The following is a 16767-nucleotide window of genomic DNA, read 5'->3' as shown; positions in this document are numbered from 1 at the left end:
CGGCGTCTAGAAGGCGACGCCGAAGACCGATAGCAGGACCACGAGCACCGCACCCGGCACGCCGGCGACGGCGACGACGAGCAGCGTCAGCCCCGTTACGGCGACCTCGAGACCGAACAGCACTTCGGCGAGGACGAGGACGACGAGCCCCACGACCGCGTTGACGATAAATGGCGTGACGGCGCGGATTATCGCGACGGCGCCGACGACCAACGCGAGGAGAACGAGCAGCAAGACGACGCCGAGGCCGGTCATGTCTCGTGAGGAAGGACTCGAGTCCCAAATCGGTTCCGCCGTGACACAGCGACCGCCGTAGAACGAAACCCTTTATGGAGTCCGCCCGAAAGTGGAGATACGGGACCGTGGGTTAGCCTGGTATACTTCGGGCCTTGGGTGCCCGTGACCCCGGTTCAAATCCGGGCGGTCCCACTGCGTATAAAAACAAACCGGGCGTTTTTGCCGGTTTTAACCACCTGAGAACAGCGATCCGCTTTCTCGGAGGCGATCGCTGATGCAGCGATGGCAGCCCACCAGTCGGGCGAATCGTTGCCTAACCTGTGGCTCACACGTCACCCCCGAGTTCCGACGAGGCTTTGGTGACGCCGATGACCGCGCCCAACGCTGCACCGAGTGCGATAACTACGGTCGACTCGCCAACGGGAGCGCCGCCGGTCTCGACGTTGGAAGCGTCGACCCGCTCGACAGTCCTGATCGGTTCGGTGTGCCGTTCGACGAGCTGAATCCGGCCGTTCGGTCACTCTGTCAGACCGTCGCGACTGACGGCGGAGGGGTGGAACGATGACCGCCGAGTTCGTTCCGGCGTCGGACCTGTACGACGTTTCGAGCGGTCACCGGACCACCTACCGAGTGGCGGTGATGCGCGGGCTGGCCCACACCCATAGCGATACGCGAGGTGAGTCGGCGTGAGCCGGATCGTCGACTCCGGCGAGTGCGAGCAGTGCGAGACTACCGTCGCCGCTACTCGACGACTGTGCCCGGAGTGTGCTCGCGAAATCCGCCGAGTCCGAGGTGATGTGCTGTGACGTTCACCTGTCGCGTCTGTGGCTTCGAATCGGAGTCTCCGAATGGGATCGTCGCCCACGCGAACAAGCACAAGAACCGGTTTCGGTCACTCACCGGCCGCGAGCCCGACGACTACGACGAAGTGGTTGACCTGTTCCGGAGTCAGCCGACGCTGTTCGCACCCTTCGGGGACGACCAGACCACGCTCGTCGATCACGGGGGTGAGTCAGGGTGACCTACCGGTGCACCTGCGGGGCCACAGTGTCGGCCACGCTCGCGAAGTTCAACCCGTCAAGACGGGCGCGTTGTCCGTACTGCGACGCCGATCTCGGAGGGAGGGAGTAGCCGATGACGGACTTGTCCGCCTTCGGTGTCGAGCCACAGGACCCGTCAGAGCCAGACGAGACAGACGACGAAACAGACGAACCACTCTGGCCGGCGTGTGCCGACTGCGAGTATCGTGGGCCGGAGGTGTCGGCACGACTCGGTCAGTCCGTCGAGTTGTGCACGGCGTGTTTCGTCGATCGTGAGGGGTTGGTGTGACGGGCCCGATTCGCGCCGTCGAGCCCGCCCCGCACGAGTTCGATGGGAACGCTATCTTTCCGACGCTCGGGCCGTGGATCGCCGCAAACAAGCTCATCGACCAGGCTGGTGGGAGCAAGGCCGGTGAGTTCCAACGCCGTGGTGAGCGGTGGGAGGTGACACTCTGGTACACCGACGGGAATCTGTTACCTCCAGACGGCGGTGAGACGCCCGGCGATACGCCGATCGCGTTCGAGACGATCCGCGAGCCACGCCTTACGATCGAGCGACACCCCGACGAGGACCCGACCGGTGAACAGGACTTTTCCGTTCACATGGCTCCCAGGTGGCAAGGGCTTCGGGGTGAAACGGGCGACGGCGAGGAGACGAAGATTTCGATCCCGCCGACGCTTCAGGAGGGTATCAACTGCCGTATTCTGCTCTGTTGAAGAGCGATCTAATCAGCTGATATCACGGGTTAGAAGGATGAAGTCGAGGAAATCGAGGTTGGTATGGAAATCGATATCCTCGACTTCGTTGAGCAGTGTCGAGACCTAGCCAAACAAGCGTTGGGGAAGCACGCGGGCGAGCCCGCCAGCGGCGGGTTCGCCCGCTGGGTACATGTCGTTTTGCACTGTTTTCGGCTCGAAGAGGGCCATAGCTACCGTGAAACGCCGAACCGGCTGAAGTACATGTCTGAGGTTCGTGACGTACTTGGCCTCGATCAGGACGAGTTGCCGGATTACAGCACGATCTACAAGTCGTTCGATCGGCTGAAAATGTGGGTGTGGCGGGCGTTGCTGCGCGTTTCAGCGCAGCAACACCCGCAGTCTGGACACGTCGCTCTCGACAGTACGTTCTTCGACCGACACGCTGCATCATCGTATTACCGTCAGCGATCCGGGAATAGCGTGCAGACGCTGAAAGTGACCACATTAACCGATGTAGAGTCTCTTGCAGTTCTTGACGTTCATATCTCAGCCCGGTGGAAACACGATACGAAGACAGGGCCGCAGGTCGTCCGCCGGAACGCGGACGACCTGCTTTCCGTCGCTGCTGACAAAGCCTTCCACAACTGGCACACCAAATACGAGTTCTACGCCCTCGGTGTCGAACCACTGATCTTACAGCGTGGATCGAAACCACTCACGACAGGGAACAACACGCTTATCCGGACAAAAGGCTACGCTCAGCGCTGGATGGCCGAAACGTCGTACTCGACAACGAAGCGCTCGCTCGGCGATGCCGTGCGAGCGCTGGGCTGGTATCGACAGTTCCGTGAAATTGTCCTCATGTTCGCCATCATCAACATAGAAAAGCTCTGTGAGCCACTCTAACCATCGTTCAGCAGCTATTCAACAAAGCAATTTTTATAGTATTACATATGATCAGACAACAACTCAGTGCTGAATACAGAGGATGGATGCAGCACAACAGCTCGGTTCATTTCTCTCCGTAGCCCCGATCATTCGGTATATAAGCGCCACGACCACCGCGACCAAATGCGGCCTGGAACCGGTCGTCCGACCGGATCAGGTGCTGTTATTACAATGCGTTGTATACTTTTGGTACTCGCGCTTTGCGCGCTCGTAGGCGCGTCTCTTCTTTCTCAGTTGCTTTTTCGTCACCCGCTCTTTCTCGTATTTCTTCTTGTACTTCTCATACTCGCGCTTTGCGCGTTCGTATTTGCGCTTTTTCTTGGCCTTCTTTTCCTTCTCGTCAACGGCTTCCTTCGTGAACTTCAGAGTCTCACCGTATACCACCGCACTGCCCACCTGGGCGACAGCCTTGAACTCGTAGACTGTGCCAGTCTCGAGGTTCGTCGCCGTTCCGCTGAATGGGCCGGGTTCGGTGAGGATCTCTTCGTCGGTAAACATCCACACTGCCGTCCCCTTGACGCGGTACAGGAAGTAGACGGTAACTTCTTCTGCACTACCGAGGGAAAGTAGTTCGCCGTTGAGCGTCGCTGTCGATTCGTTGATATCCGTCGCTGGCCCTGTCTCGACTTCCAACGCAGCTGGGACCGCTTTGGTGAACGATAGTGTGGCGCCTTCGAACCGTTCGTCATTCGCCCCCATGACAGCCCGGAACTCGTAGGTGGTACCGGGCTCTAGGCCAGCGATCTCGGCGTTGAAGGTGCCGGCTTCTTCGAGTGTCTGGGACTCGGTAGCAATCCAGTCTTCCTCGCCAAGGACACGCCACTCGAAGAAGACGTCGGCGGTGTCGAAGTCACCGAGGTCGATCACTTCACCGTTGAGCGTCGCCGTCGATCCGTTGATATCCGTCGCTGGCTGTGTCTCGACGCTGGGGACGCCGGGCTCGGCTTTGGTGAACGAGACGATGGTTCCTTCGTGACGATCGTCATTAGCGACCACGATTGCCCGAAACTCGTAGGTGACCTCGGGCTCGAGGCCCTCAATTTCGGCGTTGAAGGAACCCGGTTCTTCGAGCGTCTGAGACTCGGTGGTATTCCAGTCGTCCTCGCCGAGGACGCGCCACTCGAAGAAGACGTCGGCGGTGTCGAAGTCACCGAGGTCGATCACTTCACCGTTGAGCGTCGCCGTCGATCCGTTGATTTCCGTCGCTGACTGTGTTTCGACGATGGGAGCGCCGGGTTCGGCTTTGGTGAACGAAAGAATCGCCCCTTCCACCCGGGTGTCATTGGCGACGGCGACTGCCCGGAACTCGTAACTGGTGCCGGGCTCGAGCCCCTCGATTTCGGCGCTGAAGGTGCCGGTTTCTTCGAGTGTTTGGGATCCAGTGGCGATCCAGTCTTCCGCACCGACTTCACGCCATTCGAAGAAGACGTCGACGTCATCGAAATCTCCGAGATCGGTCAATTCGCCGTTGAGTGTCGCCGTCGACTCGTTGACGTCCGTAGCCGGCGAGGTAATCACGTCCGGTGTACCTGGAACCGGTTTGATGATTCGAAGCGTGGTGCCTTCCACCCGGGTATCATTGGCGACAGCGACCGCCCGAAATTCGTAGGTGGTGCCGGGCTCGAGATCCTCGATCTCAGCGCTGAAGACGCCAGGGTCCACGAGCGTCTGAGACTCGGTGGTGATCCAGTCGTCCTCGCCGAGGACGCGCCACTCGAAGAAGACGTCAACGGCGTCAAAGTCACCAAGGTCCGTTAGTTCGCCGTTGAGCGTCGCCGTCGACTCGTTGACGTCCGTCGCCGGGGTCGTGACGACGGTAGGCACGGAAGTATCGCAAACAATGTCGAGCGTCGTGATATCGAGACCGATTACGATATGGTCGGTTTCGAGTGAATACGTTCCATCTGCGAGAGTCCCCCACACTGTCGAACCGCCTGCGGGAACCTCCATCGTCTCCTCGTACCCGTCGGGACCGGTGACGGTCACCATCACCGAGACGTCGTTAGGGTTCGTTACCGTGATTTGCCCTTGCTCATCAACACAGTCCGAGTCCACTTTCAGGTCTACAAGATCACAGTCACATCCAGTAACCGTCGCCATCTGCAGATTGACGTCGGTTTGGGCATACAAACAGCCGTCCACCGTTGCATTGGTGAGCACGTTAATTCCCGTCTGGGCCAGCACAATTCCTGCGAAGTTCGCGTCCGTCCCAATCTCGACACCGGCACCGCCGGCGACCACCCAGACTATGTTTTCGACCTGCGCGCCACCTTCTAGATTGACAGTGGTCCCGCTAGCCGCGGTGAGATCCCCCGCGATCTGGAAGATCCACGTGTCGTCTGGCCCACCTTCGAGGGTGATATCGCCGTCGATTAACACGTCCGAACTCCAGTTGTAGATCCCTGGAGTGAATGTCTCGCCGCCGATATTTCCGGCACCTATTTCCGTATCGTCTGGCGGAACGCGACCCATAGCGTCGGTGAACGCGGATTCCATATCGCTCACGGCCGTGGTCAATCTGGACGGGGTCGGATCCGAATAATCGGCCGCGTACACCCGTCCGCCCACCTGAGTCGATGTCGAATAGACGCCGGTTGCATCCAGGGTCAAATCGAACCCGGTTATGGCGGTTGCCGCAATCGGACTCACGCCAATGTCCCCCGCCACGTCGGAATTGGGGACGCTCGAAATCCCGGATTTTGCTAGGATCGAAAAGTCACAGGCAGTCCCAAGATCGACCGGTGCTGGGCCGTCGGCTTGTTGGAGTTGGTTTTGTTGGAGTTGGTTCGGGTTTGAAGGCGAATCGTCTTCTTCCTGGGCGGTGCCCAGACAGCCGGCGAGGCCAGTGGCGAGTAACCCACTCGATGTGATGACTGCCCTTCTGGAAGGTCTGTAAACCATATCTGAAAAACATTGGTGGGTGTTATTGTTTATGAAGAGTTACTTCTATGTGGAAAGACTACGCTTCTGTTTGGTACTATCTTCCATCGATTAACAGGATCATTCCGACAGACTTCACAATCGATTAAGCGGGTAGGAGGTGATGGTGCAGATTCAGGTGAATGTTTCGCTCCCAATACCGCAAACACATCGTTAAGCGAAAGCGTAGTTGCGGATGGTGCTGTAGTGATGGTGGAATTATAATTGTAGTTATAGAATATTGCCGATCTTTCAGACCGAGAACGGTACGTTACGTTTTTCACTTGGACTGATTGATTCAATAGCTGATATCTGTACATCCCTTGTCCAAGATACGCGCCCTGTATCCATCACAATCGCTGAAACATATCTCTCAAAATGAGTTCCACTGGGGCCATTAGAAAACCTCACTGATCGCCAGTTTCGCTTGTTGTGTGTCCCTGTGATCGCCACCACCGTGCCATCGGAGTAGTGGCAAGTTCGCTGATTTCATCATTCGATCTTTGATGATCGTCAGGCCTGAGCATCCGTGTGGCCGATAGACGACGAAACAGTACCAGCCGTCCACCCGACGAAGCTTCTCGTGATACCGACGATAGATTTTGAACGTTCCTGGTTGGCCGTCCGCGTGTTCGAGCATCGTCGACTTGATCTCGACCGGTGTGCCGTTTTGGAACGTTGCGTCGTGCCAGCTCGATCGTTCCAGGTCGAACCGTCGTTTGGCTGCCATCCGCTTCTCGCAGATCGTGCCGAAGTGATTCGCTCGCTTCGAGCGATTCACACCGCATCACGCACGTCACGCGTTTTATATATCGACTCCTCCGCCGGTCTGGTTGCTGGCCGTGGGCCGCAATGGTCGATCCGTTTGGGGAGGACCGCGGCCCTATATGCAGGGTGTCGGTTGACGTTGACACCCTGCCACCGTCGTGCGGTCATGCGATCACGCCCTCGACGTTGGCAACCGTGTCGGTGTGCAGTCCGTCGTTCTCGAATTCGTTCCATCGCTTGCGCACGGTCTCGTGACTCCAGGGGACGAAATTCGCCACTTGTCGATTGCTCAAACCCTGTTGTTTCGCCCGGATAACGGTGTAGATCGCCGCCTGTTCGACCGCTTCGGACTCGCTTAGTCCGTCGTCCTCGTCGGTGGTCCGGAGATCCTGCCAACTCCACGCCGTCGCTTCGTGCGTGTCGAATCGCCAGTCAGTCGGTGGAATTCCGCTGATGCGTGCAATCTGGCCCTGGGGCTTGCGATTCCGGATAGAGTCGTAGATTGTCGCCTCTTTCTTGGTGTCTTTCTTGACTACTTTCGACTGCTCGCGAACCATCGGGTGAACGTCCCCGCCATCGTGTCCGATGATGATGAGCGATCCGCCGTACTTCCGGATTTTGTAGACGAGTGGTCCCATTTTCTGGTCCCGTCACAAACTCGTCTAGAGTTCGCCTCTGGTAGCGTCAACTGACACCTCCAATGTCATGGCTGTTTTGGCTGAACGCTCGAGCAGTTCGTCGGCGAACGCCGCGAACTGCTCGGAATCGGCATATCTCACGAGATTGAGCCAGAGGAGCGATTCTAAGCCGGACTCTGTCCATCTCATCCACTGGTTTTTACACCGCTTCGAGATTTCGCCCATGGCTCGTTCAACCACGTTCGATGTCCACAGAACCTCTTGTCCCTCGAGTGCGAGTTCGGCGAATGTGACGGTTGCTTGTGCCCATTTTCGGAGGTACGCCGCTGCTTTTGGAGAGTCCTGTTGCTCTAAGCGCCACGCCTCCTTCGTGAGGTTCTCGAGCGTTTGGTCGATCCGCTCGCGGATCGCCAAACGCTCATTCCTCGGTGCATGGAGCGCAACCGAGTTTTTCAGATGGAACAAGTCGTTTGTGACGTCTGAGGCGATCGCTTTCCGCGTTTTGAGCGAAAAGGTACCGTCCTTCCACAGCTTGTATCCAAGCGTTCGACCGACATGAACGAGATCGAGCTGATGAGATCGATAGCTGGTCTCGAAGGCGTCGACGAGGGATTCCTCGGCGTCACTGACGACCGTCGCGTCGTCAGTGATCGCCTCGTTCTCTTCGAGATCTTCTGCTGTATCGTCCCACGGTTCGTTGACATTGACGTCTAAGAGCGTGGTTTCCGCGTTGTCTTCGGTGATCTGTCCGAGAGTGACGTTGACGTCGTGGTACGTGCAGTGATCGTCCTGGCTATGACACTTCGTTCCGTCAGGAACGACAGTGTCTGCATTCGTCCCAGGAAGCCGATCACGAACGAAGTCACCGAGTTTGCTGCCGTACTCACGGACTCGGCGGTTGATCGTGGTTCTCGAAGGCATCGGAGTGAAGCCGTCGCCGTGGGCAACGGCATCACGAAAGCTGAGCGACGTAGCGAGTTCGGTACTCTGGAGCGAAATATCCTCTTGATAGATGCGCTGCCCGTCGAATTTGATGAGATCTTCGAGAGGGCGGAAGTAGGTAGGATCGTCACCGGTGGCAGCGGTGTCTTTGACGTGATGAAGGGAAAATTCGTGCTCTCCTGCGGTTGTCACAGCTGTTCGTGTTGTGGTTCCGGCGCGCTGGAAACGGCGATCGCCGTTTCCGCGCGCGTGTTTCTCCCCACAGTACGCCTCGACGAGGCGCTCGTCGAGGCTTTTGACAAGCTCCTCGAGGATCGTCGCCTCGAGGTGAAGCTCTGTGAGAGATTCAGCGAGAGTGGCAAGCGGTAGCGTTTTGTCTAAGTCGATGCTAACCGTGACTTGCGCGTCGATTGTGGCGTGCATGGGTCACTTCGGGGTAGGTACCAGAGGTGACCCTGTTTCCACAGGAGTCAGTTACGACTCTAGACGAGTTTGGGACACGACCAATATATTTCATCCTTGGCGTAGGTATCAGTCTTGATAATCGGAAATTTCGGTAAATCACTTTCACTTTCACTAACCGGCTTAGGGCATTCACTTTTACACTCTCGACTGTCGGTTTGCCTGAATGTCTTCAAAACAGTTGATACGGCTGCGTTCGCCCGCCGACAGGTGGCGATACACCTGCCCGAAGGGGCATCGGTCCTGGGAAGTAACGAATAACCACTTCTGGTGTCAGCAATGTGCGACTGGATACGCAAACGCTGAACCGGAGTTCGACGAACTGCGTGACCGGAAGACTGGGGCGCTGATCCCACGCGATCGGCTTGCGCTCACGCTCCGGGGAGGTGAGGCGTGAGGTTAGCTGTCCGGTTCGATACTGTTGGCGTCAATCTCGCCAGCGAGGTACTGCTCGCCGAGCTCGGTGATCTCGTAGTACCCACGCTCGACGCGCGTGACAACACCGTACTCGACAAGGACCGAAAGGCGACGGTTTACTTCGTCTCGACTCTTGTCGATGTTCTTCGCGATAACTGCCGGAGACAGGATCATACCGGAGGTAGAGAAGGCTTCAAGAATTCTCTCATCAATCGGGAGTTGCATCCAGTCAGCGCTTTTTCGCACTCTCAGTCACACCTACAACTCGTTCGTTACGCGACGAACATATCACATTTGGATAATGGATACGTGTGGTCAAGCACACGAATCCATGTGAACATTTATACTCTCTCGGTAGAGACTGGTTTGCTAACCGGAGACTCACGCGGATCTGACTGTCCGTCGGGTCCGGCAGTAAAATGCGGACCAGTGTTAGGGCACTGGATCCGCGGCGGCTCCGGTAACCAAGCTACCGAAGCCATGTTGGAGAACCACCGGCGGGGCCTTGAACGTCCCGCACTGACGGCCGAACCGACGGCGAATCGCTCCCCAGTCAGCCAGGGTGGGCAATGAAGCGGCCGACCGACCTTTCACCCCGCGAGGGATTCGAGCGGTATCTAAACGCTCGCAAGACCGAACTGACGGACGAAACGCTCGTCACGTACCGGTATCGGCTGAAGTTGTTCGTGGAGTGGTGTGAACGCCAGGAGATCGAGACTGTCGACGAACTCGACGGCTGGATTCTCGATCAGTTCGAGTCCGTCCGATCGGGTCAGAACGTGGCTTCGTACACTCTTCACAACGAGATGGATACGCTGCAGGCATTCATCGCGTACCTCGAACGGATTGAAGCGGTGGGCGGTGGGCTGGCCGAAAAGGTCCACGTCCCCGACGTTCCCGAAGACGAGCAATCCCGCGAGACGAAACTCGACGCCGAGCGAGCAATCCAGCTGCTCCAGCACTACCGGAGCAGTGATCGATACGGCTCGAAGTATCACGCGCTGCTGGAAGTCGCCTGGAACACCGGTGCCAGACTCGGTGGGATTCGTGCGCTCGATCTCCGGGATTTCGACGCCGGCGAGCAGTCGATCGAATTCGCGCACCGTCCGGAAACGGATACCCCGCTCAAGAACAAGCTCAACGGCGAGCGAATCGTCGGAATTGATGAACCGGTCGCCAAGTCGGTATCGGCGTACATTCGAACGAATCGAGCCGACAGACACGACGAGTACGGCCGCCAGCCCCTTTTCTCGTCGCTTCAGGGACGACCGACGACCAACACCCTCCGGAGTTGGATGTACCGGGCGACGTTCCCGTGTGTCCGACAGGCGTGCCCGCACGGCCACTCCCGGCCGACGTGCGACTTCACCAACCACAGCAGTTCGAGCCAGTGCCCGTCGTCGCGAGCACCCCACCACGTTCGAACCGGCTCAATCACTTGGCACCGAGACTGTGGCGTTCCTCGTGAAGTCGTCCGTGAGCGGGTCGACGCCAGTCAGGACGTGATTGAGAAGTACTACGACAAGGCGAGCAAGCGCGACCGGATGGAACAGTGCCGACGACCACACCTGCAGAAACTGACCTTCGAGTAACGATGTCACCGAATCACAAGTCCCGATCGAGTAGAATAGCAAGTCAAGAAAACGCCAGAGGAAACGGATCTAGACCGCGCGGTCCCATTCTCGCTGCGAACAACCCCGTGAGCAGCGAGGCTGGAAAGAACACGGATTTGAACCAGGGAGGAGTGCTCCGCCCGTGGTTCACAACCCGAGCGATCCCACGATCACTTTCGGCGCGGTATACGACCTTTTATGGCCGATGGCGCACCTAACCCAGTGCAATGGCGCAAGCGGGAACCTCCGAGCTCGTCGATGCGTTCGAGCAGTTCTTCCGGAGTTACTACGACAACGGGATCAAGCAGCTTGCGCAGCGATATCCGACCGAACAGCGCTCGCTGTACGTCGACTGGCAGGACCTCTATCGGTACGATCCCGACCTCGCCGACGACTATCTCAACAAACCCGAGCAGCTCCAGCGCTACGCCGAGGAAGCGCTCCGGCTGTACGACTTACCGATCGACGTGAGCCTCGGTCAGGCACACGTCCGCGTGCGGAACCTCCCCGAGACGGAGTCGCCCGAGATTCGGGACATCCGCGCGCGCCACATGAACCAGCTCGTCGAGGTCCGGGGGATCGTCCGCAAGGCCACCGACGTCCGCCCAAAAATCGAGGAAGCAGCCTTCGAATGCCAGCTCTGTGGCACCCTGAACCGTGTTCCCCAGTCGACCGGTGACTTCCAGGAGCCTCACGAGTGCCAGGGCTGTGAACGCCAGGGACCATTCCAGGTCAACTTCGACCAGTCCGAGTTCGTCGACGCCCAGAAGCTTCGCATCCAAGAAAGTCCCGAAGGGCTTAGAGGCGGGGAGACCCCCCAGTCGATCGACGTCCACGTCGAAGACGATATCACCGGGGAGGTCACCCCTGGCGACCACGTCTCCGCGACCGGCGTCTTGCGACTCGAGCAACAGACCAACCAGGGCGAGAAGTCGCCCATCTTCGATTTCTACATGGAGGGGGTCGCGGTCGAGATCGAAGAAGAGCAGTTCGAGGACATGGACATCACCGACGAGGACAAAGCGGAGATCGTCCGCCTCTCGGAGTCGTCGGACATCTACGAGCAGATGATCGGCTCCGTCGCGCCCTCGATCTACGGCTACGACCAGGAGAAGCTCGCGATGATCCTGCAGCTGTTCTCGGGTGTGACGAAGCAGTTACCCGACGGCTCGCGGATTCGCGGGGACCTGCACATGCTGCTGATCGGGGATCCGGGTACGGGCAAGTCGCAGATGCTGGGCTACATCCAGAACATCGCGCCCAGGTCCGTCTACACCTCTGGGAAGGGCTCGTCCTCGGCCGGTCTCTGTGTCACGGGTGACACCCTGGTCCACACGGAGAACGGGTTCGCGGAGATCCGGAACGTCGTCGAACGACGGCTCCCGGAACCGGTCGACGCCGAAACCGCCGTCGAGGACGAGATCGAACTCTACACGTTCGATCGCGACGGCGGAACGCTCGAGACCGCATCGACGTCACACGTCTGGCGAATGCCGCCGAAGCAGTGTCGCCGTATCGAGACGGCACGCGGCAAGGAACTCGAGGCCTCGCGAAACACGCCGGTCCTGACATGTGGCAACGACGGCCTCGAGTGGAAACCGATCGCTGACGTCGAGGCCGGCGAGTACGTCGCAGCCCCCAGATACGACGGGGTCGACCGATCGACGCCTCCGATCGAGGACTACTTCGAGTTCACGAACGAGAAGCTGAAACTCGACGACGAGTCGGTCGCCCTGATTCGCCGGCGGTTGTGCGAGGAGTTCGGGACGCTCCGGGACGCGGCGGCCGCACTCGATCTCACCGAGGATTTCCTCTATGACACGGTTCCGAACCGGCACGTCCCGCTGGATCGACTCGGACGAATACTCGAGGCGATCGACGTCGACCTCGAGGAGCTGTCGATCGACCGGGCGATGCTCCGACACGGCGACAGCGTTCGCATCCCTGACGAGTTCGATGAGGACCTGTGTTACCTGCTCGGACTCGTCTTCGGTGACGGCGATATTATGCTTTCCCGGCGCGGGGAGAATCGCGGTCACGTCCGGATCTCGAACGGCGACGAGGCGATCCTGGAGCGCGCCGTCGACATTTTCGACGAGACGTTCGACAAGCGCCCCGTGATCGAGTACCAGGACGACAGGGTCCCGTGTATCCGGGTCCACAGCGCCACGATCGCCAGGTTCGTCTCCAACGTCGGGATGGAGACGCCGAAAGCCCACCTCGAACTCGATCCGGCACTGGCGACCGCGGAACACGCCGACGCGTTCCTTCGTGGCCTGATGGATGCCGACGGCTCCGTCTCGGCACGGACGAACGGCGGCTCGAGCATCCACCTCTCGACGATCAGCGAGACGTTCGCCCGGCAGGTACAGCTCATGCTCGAGACCTACGGCGTCCGCGCTCGCGTCCGCGAACGCGACCGGCGTGGCGTCTCCGTCCTCGAGAACGGGTACGAGATCGAGTCGAACCACGTCCAGTACCACCTCGAATGCTACGGGACGGACATCGATCGGTTCGCGGACGCGATCGGGTTCGGCTGTCCGACGAAGCAGGCCGCGCTCGAGCGCGTCGTCGGCGACGCAAAGCGGCGCGGCGAGACGATTCCGGTCGGGAGCGTTCTGACCGCCGTCGACGCTGCGGGAGGCGAATACTACATGAACTTCAATCGGGGTGACAACCCCGGTCGGGAGCGAGCCCGCCGAATGCTCGAGGATCGGGACCTTGGCGACGCCGAGTCGATCGTCGAGGAAGCGGTCGAGGCCGACCTCCGCTGGGACGAGGTCGTCGCGGCGGTCGATACCGGTGAGAAAGAGGTGTTCGACCTCACCGTTCCGGAGACGCACAACTTCCTCGCGAACGGGGTCGTCACGCACAACACGGCCGCGGCCGTTCGCGACGACTTCGGCGACGGCCAGCAGTGGACCTTAGAGGCCGGCGCGCTGGTGCTCGCCGACCAGGGGATCGCCGCAGTCGACGAGCTCGATAAGATGCGGTGTGTCACCGGCGATTCGACCGTCTCGACATCCGGTGGAGAGGTGGAAATCCGCGAACTGGCCCACGACGCGATAGCCGAGGGAACCGTTGAAGAGCTCGAGAACGGGCGAACAATTCGCGACGTGGACCGCTCCGTTCGCACGATGGCTGACGACGGAACGATCGTCGAACGCCCGGTGACCGCCATCCACCAGTACGACGCGCCGTCGGAACTGGTCGAGGTCGTCACGGAAGACGGGAACTGGGTTCGGTCGACACCCGATCATCCGTTTTTCGTTCACGAGAACGGGGACGTCACCGAGCGGGCCGCGGCGGACCTCGAGCCAGGAGACGAGACGCTCGCGCCCTGCAACCAGTCCACCGTTGTGACCGATGGTGGTGCCGTACTCGTCGAATCGTCCGCGGACTCGGGTCTTCGTGACGTCGAACCGCGAGAGATCACCGACGTTCGCCGGATCGACGGCGACACGTTCGAGTTCGTCTACGACCTCACTGTCGAGGGCACGCACAACTTCGTCGCGAACGGGATGGTCGTCCACAACTCCGAGGACCGCAGTGCCATGCACGAAGCGCTCGAGCAACAGAAGATTTCGGTCTCGAAAGCTGGCATCAACGCGACGCTGCAGTCGCGCTGTTCGCTGCTGGGCGCGGCAAACCCCAAGTACGGCCGGTTCGACCAGTACGAGCCCATCGGCGAGCAGATCGACCTCGAGCCGGCGTTGATCTCGCGGTTCGACCTGATCTTTACGGTCACCGACCAGCCCGACGAGGAGAAAGATCGCGACCTCGCAGAGCACATTCTGACGACGAACTACGCGGGCGAGTTGACGACCCAGCGCGAGGAGATGCCCTCGCTCGAGGTCTCCGCCGAGGAGATCGAGGAGATGACCGACCAGGTCGATCCGGTGATCGACGCCGAACTGTTGCGCAAGTACGTCGCCTACGCGAAACAGAACTGTCACCCGCGGATGACCGAGGAGGCCCGGGAGGCGATCCGGGACTTCTACGTCGACCTGCGTGCGAAAGGCACCGACGAGGACGCGCCGGTGCCGGTCACGGCCCGGAAACTCGAGGCGCTGGTTCGGCTCTCCGAGGCCAGCGCCCGGGTGCGGCTGTCGGATACGGTCGAGCAAGCCGACGCCGAACGAGTGATCGAGATCGTCCGGTCGTGTCTCCAGGACATCGGCGTCGACCCCGAGACGGGCGAGTTCGACGCCGACATCGTCGAGGCCGGGACCTCCAAATCCCAGCGCGATCGGATCAAGAACCTCAAACAGCTCATCAGCGACGTCGAGGAGGAGTACGACGACGGCGCGCCGACCGACGTGGTGCTCGAGCGAGCCGACGAGGTCGGTCTGGACCGCTCGAAAGCCGAACACGAGATCGAGAAGCTCAAACAGAAAGGCGAGGTGTACGAGCCGAGCACGGATACGCTGCGGACGACCTGAGACCGGTCGGTGTCGGCACGTCCGCGATCGTTCCGGATGGGACGAGCCACACGGCGCGACGCCGCCGCGCTCGTGTCAACGGGAACAGTAAAGAATTTTAATTAGTTATTGCTACCACTAACCATGGTTGTGGATGGGAGCCGGGCGGCGTTTCTCGTCATTGCCGACACACCGGGGGCACGCCAGACGCTTCGAAACATCTGTAACGCACACGAAGAGACCGTCAGCAGGCGGTTCGGTCGAGCTGTCCTGCTCGAGGCGACCGAGTTCGGGGCGTTTCTCGCGTTTCGCCTGCGTGTCAAACACGGGGAGTCAGTGCAGGTGCGACGCGTCCAGCCGGTCGATGTGGATCGGCCGGACTATCGGCGGGCCTACGAGGCGGCCGTCGCGTTCGAGGAACGCGAGAACGAGCACACGCCGTATCCGAAATTCGCGGCCGGAACGGACCATCCGATGCCGCCGGAGATGCGCGATCGGGTGCTGTTCGACGACGAGTAGCCAGCCCGGCCCGCCAACGGTTGCCGTACCGACGTCCTGGCACAGCCGCGATCTGCTCGTGCCGGCACTGGCAGCGGTCCGTCTCAGAAGAGACTCCGGAGATCGTCGACGGTCGATCGAATCGTCACCGGAGCGACGTCGGCGACGGCCGCCGCGTCGGCCTGCGTGACGGTTCGTGTCGCGTCGTCGTCGCCGGCAGCGGCGTAGAGACAGGCCGCGGCGACGCCGCTTGGGTTCTTGCCGCCGATACGTTCGGCGTCGCGAAGCGCCGCCACGTGTTCGCGTGCGCGGCGTTCGACGGCCGTCTCGAGTTCGAGTTTCGACGCGTACCGAGCGAGGTACTCGGCGGGATCGATCGGGCCCGTCGGCAACCCGAGCTCACGGTTGAGCGCATCGTACGCAGCCACGAGCTCGCCCTCGTCTGCCCGTGCGATGGCGACGATCTCGTCGACCGTTCGGGCGATCGAGAGCGTTCGACAGATCGCATAGATCGCCGCGGCGGCAAAGCCTTCGATGGAGCGACCACGGAGTAGATCCGCAGACTGAGCGGACTCGAACAGCGCACAGGCTTGCTCCCGCACGTCGATCGGCAACGACAGTTGCGAGACGACGCGCCGGATCTCGGTGAAGCCACACACTCTGTTCGAGTCGGCTGTCGAGGGGATCCGCGCACGGTCGTGCTCTCGGCGCATTCGCGCGAGCTGGCGGCGCTTGCGACCGGTGAGTCGCACCGCTGATCCGTACCCGATCTCCGTCGAAAGTCCACGATCGTGACGCGATCGAGTCAGCGGCGCGCCGGTTCGCTTCCGGTCTTCGTCTTCGTCGTCGAACGTCCGCCACTCGGGACCGCGATCGATCGTATCCCTCGCGGTGACGAGTCCACACTCCTCGCAGACGGTTTCGGTCGCCAGCGTCCGCAAGCGCCCGCCGCACTCGGCACAGACAGGAATCGTATCAGGTTCGCTCATCGGTAATTCTTCCGCACACCATCTAACTTAAACTATAGTATTATTAAAATGCTTCCATGTATCTGAATGATATATCTGGTAACGGTACCTTGCGCGGCTGGGGAACTCGCTCTCACGACCTCATAAGAGGTGCGTACGAGGTCGATTCGGTACACGACCGCGGACGATCCGGACGG

15 protein-coding genes and 1 tRNA gene are annotated in these 16767 nt (G+C 60.1%); 9 read left to right on the top strand and 7 right to left on the bottom strand.

The window, feature by feature from the left end:
• Positions 1 to 6: 6 nt before the first annotated feature.
• On the bottom strand, positions 7 to 255 hold the full coding sequence (locus tag QQ977_RS06910; RefSeq protein ID WP_285928398.1) for a pro-sigmaK processing inhibitor BofA family protein: 249 nt from the start codon (positions 253 to 255) through the stop codon (positions 7 to 9).
• A 101-nt stretch (positions 256 to 356) separates the two neighbouring features.
• Here QQ977_RS06910 and QQ977_RS06905 point away from each other — a divergent pair.
• The 6 genes from QQ977_RS06905 (at position 357) to QQ977_RS06880 (ending at position 2882) form a co-directional block, all read left to right on the top strand.
• A tRNA-Pro gene (locus QQ977_RS06905) sits at positions 357 to 429 on the top strand.
• 82 nt (positions 430 to 511) lie between these two features.
• Positions 512 to 802, top strand: coding sequence for a DUF7563 family protein (locus QQ977_RS17330; RefSeq protein WP_285928396.1), 291 nt, complete (start codon positions 512 to 514; stop codon positions 800 to 802).
• On the top strand, positions 799 to 927 hold the full coding sequence (locus tag QQ977_RS06895) for a hypothetical protein (RefSeq protein ID WP_285928394.1): 129 nt from the start codon (positions 799 to 801) through the stop codon (positions 925 to 927). Before QQ977_RS17330 ends, QQ977_RS06895 begins: the two co-directional genes overlap by 4 nt.
• A 112-nt stretch (positions 928 to 1039) precedes the next feature.
• Complete coding sequence (locus QQ977_RS06890; RefSeq protein WP_285928393.1) at positions 1040 to 1258, top strand: hypothetical protein; 219 nt, start codon at positions 1040 to 1042, stop codon at positions 1256 to 1258.
• Positions 1259 to 1562: 304 nt separating this feature from the next.
• On the top strand, positions 1563 to 1994 hold the full coding sequence (locus QQ977_RS06885) for a hypothetical protein (protein WP_285928392.1): 432 nt from the start codon (positions 1563 to 1565) through the stop codon (positions 1992 to 1994).
• Positions 1995 to 2057: 63 nt separating this feature from the next.
• Positions 2058 to 2882, top strand: coding sequence for an IS5 family transposase (locus tag QQ977_RS06880; protein ID WP_285926176.1), 825 nt, complete (start codon positions 2058 to 2060; stop codon positions 2880 to 2882).
• Positions 2883 to 3077: 195 nt separating this feature from the next.
• Here QQ977_RS06880 and QQ977_RS06875 read toward each other — a convergent pair whose 3' ends face one another.
• The 5 genes from QQ977_RS06875 to QQ977_RS06855 all read right to left on the bottom strand — a co-directional run bounded on the left by QQ977_RS06875 (position 3078) and on the right by QQ977_RS06855 (position 9316).
• Positions 3078 to 5825: an ice-binding family protein gene (locus QQ977_RS06875; RefSeq protein ID WP_285928391.1), complete on the bottom strand. Its 2748-nt coding sequence runs from the start codon at positions 5823 to 5825 to the stop codon at positions 3078 to 3080.
• Between the two features lie 415 nt (positions 5826 to 6240).
• Positions 6241 to 6624: a hypothetical protein gene (locus tag QQ977_RS06870; protein ID WP_285928390.1), complete on the bottom strand. Its 384-nt coding sequence runs from the start codon at positions 6622 to 6624 to the stop codon at positions 6241 to 6243.
• A 151-nt stretch (positions 6625 to 6775) separates the two neighbouring features.
• On the bottom strand, positions 6776 to 7249 hold the full coding sequence (locus tag QQ977_RS06865; protein WP_285928389.1) for a hypothetical protein: 474 nt from the start codon (positions 7247 to 7249) through the stop codon (positions 6776 to 6778).
• A gap of 24 nt (positions 7250 to 7273) precedes the next feature.
• Complete coding sequence (locus tag QQ977_RS06860; protein WP_285925768.1) at positions 7274 to 8614, bottom strand: ISH6 family transposase; 1341 nt, start codon at positions 8612 to 8614, stop codon at positions 7274 to 7276.
• Positions 8615 to 9052: 438 nt separating this feature from the next.
• The gene (locus tag QQ977_RS06855; RefSeq protein ID WP_345783360.1) at positions 9053 to 9316 is read right to left on the bottom strand and encodes a transcriptional regulator; all 264 of its coding nucleotides are present in this window, start codon (positions 9314 to 9316) and stop codon (positions 9053 to 9055) included.
• A 323-nt stretch (positions 9317 to 9639) separates the two neighbouring features.
• Here QQ977_RS06855 and QQ977_RS06850 point away from each other — a divergent pair, with 323 nt between their 5' ends.
• The 3 genes from QQ977_RS06850 (at position 9640) to QQ977_RS06840 (ending at position 15623) form a co-directional block, all read left to right on the top strand.
• Positions 9640 to 10662, top strand: a complete 1023-nt coding sequence (locus tag QQ977_RS06850; RefSeq protein ID WP_285928387.1) for a tyrosine-type recombinase/integrase — start codon at positions 9640 to 9642, stop codon at positions 10660 to 10662.
• Positions 10663 to 10910: 248 nt separating this feature from the next.
• Positions 10911 to 15125: an LAGLIDADG family homing endonuclease gene (locus tag QQ977_RS06845; RefSeq protein ID WP_285928386.1), complete on the top strand. Its 4215-nt coding sequence runs from the start codon at positions 10911 to 10913 to the stop codon at positions 15123 to 15125.
• Positions 15126 to 15248: 123 nt separating this feature from the next.
• Positions 15249 to 15623 (top strand): hypothetical protein, encoded by a 375-nt coding sequence (locus tag QQ977_RS06840; protein ID WP_285928385.1) that lies wholly within the window; start codon positions 15249 to 15251, stop codon positions 15621 to 15623.
• 83 nt (positions 15624 to 15706) lie between these two features.
• Here QQ977_RS06840 and QQ977_RS06835 read toward each other — a convergent pair whose 3' ends face one another.
• Positions 15707 to 16591 (bottom strand): transcription initiation factor IIB, encoded by an 885-nt coding sequence (locus QQ977_RS06835; RefSeq protein WP_285928384.1) that lies wholly within the window; start codon positions 16589 to 16591, stop codon positions 15707 to 15709.
• Positions 16592 to 16767: the final 176 nt, after the last annotated feature.

This window comes from Natrialbaceae archaeon AArc-T1-2 (assembly GCF_030273315.1).
Taxonomy (GTDB): Archaea; Halobacteriota; Halobacteria; order Halobacteriales; family Natrialbaceae; genus Tc-Br11-E2g1.
Note: the sequence above shows the minus strand (reverse complement) of the source record. Positions and strands in the feature narration are given on the sequence as shown.

Excerpts from the sequence above, each read along its gene's own strand:
- QQ977_RS06875 (WP_285928391.1), bottom strand. The coding sequence starts at position 5,825 with ATGGTTTACAGACCTTCCAGAAGGGCAGTCATCACATCGAGTGGGTTA.
- QQ977_RS06835 (WP_285928384.1), bottom strand. The coding sequence starts at position 16,591 with ATGAGCGAACCTGATACGATTCCTGTCTGTGCCGAGTGCGGCGGGCGC.
- QQ977_RS06850 (WP_285928387.1), top strand. The coding sequence starts at position 9,640 with ATGAAGCGGCCGACCGACCTTTCACCCCGCGAGGGATTCGAGCGGTAT.
- QQ977_RS06880 (WP_285926176.1), top strand. The coding sequence starts at position 2,058 with ATGGAAATCGATATCCTCGACTTCGTTGAGCAGTGTCGAGACCTAGCC.
- QQ977_RS06910 (WP_285928398.1), bottom strand. The coding sequence starts at position 255 with ATGACCGGCCTCGGCGTCGTCTTGCTGCTCGTTCTCCTCGCGTTGGTC.
- QQ977_RS17330 (WP_285928396.1), top strand. The coding sequence starts at position 512 with ATGCAGCGATGGCAGCCCACCAGTCGGGCGAATCGTTGCCTAACCTGT.
- QQ977_RS06840 (WP_285928385.1), top strand. The coding sequence starts at position 15,249 with ATGGTTGTGGATGGGAGCCGGGCGGCGTTTCTCGTCATTGCCGACACA.
- QQ977_RS06845 (WP_285928386.1), top strand. The coding sequence starts at position 10,911 with ATGGCGCAAGCGGGAACCTCCGAGCTCGTCGATGCGTTCGAGCAGTTC.
- QQ977_RS06895 (WP_285928394.1), top strand. The coding sequence starts at position 799 with ATGACCGCCGAGTTCGTTCCGGCGTCGGACCTGTACGACGTTTCGAGC.
- QQ977_RS06865 (WP_285928389.1), bottom strand. The coding sequence starts at position 7,249 with ATGGGACCACTCGTCTACAAAATCCGGAAGTACGGCGGATCGCTCATC.
- QQ977_RS06860 (WP_285925768.1), bottom strand. The coding sequence starts at position 8,614 with ATGCACGCCACAATCGACGCGCAAGTCACGGTTAGCATCGACTTAGAC.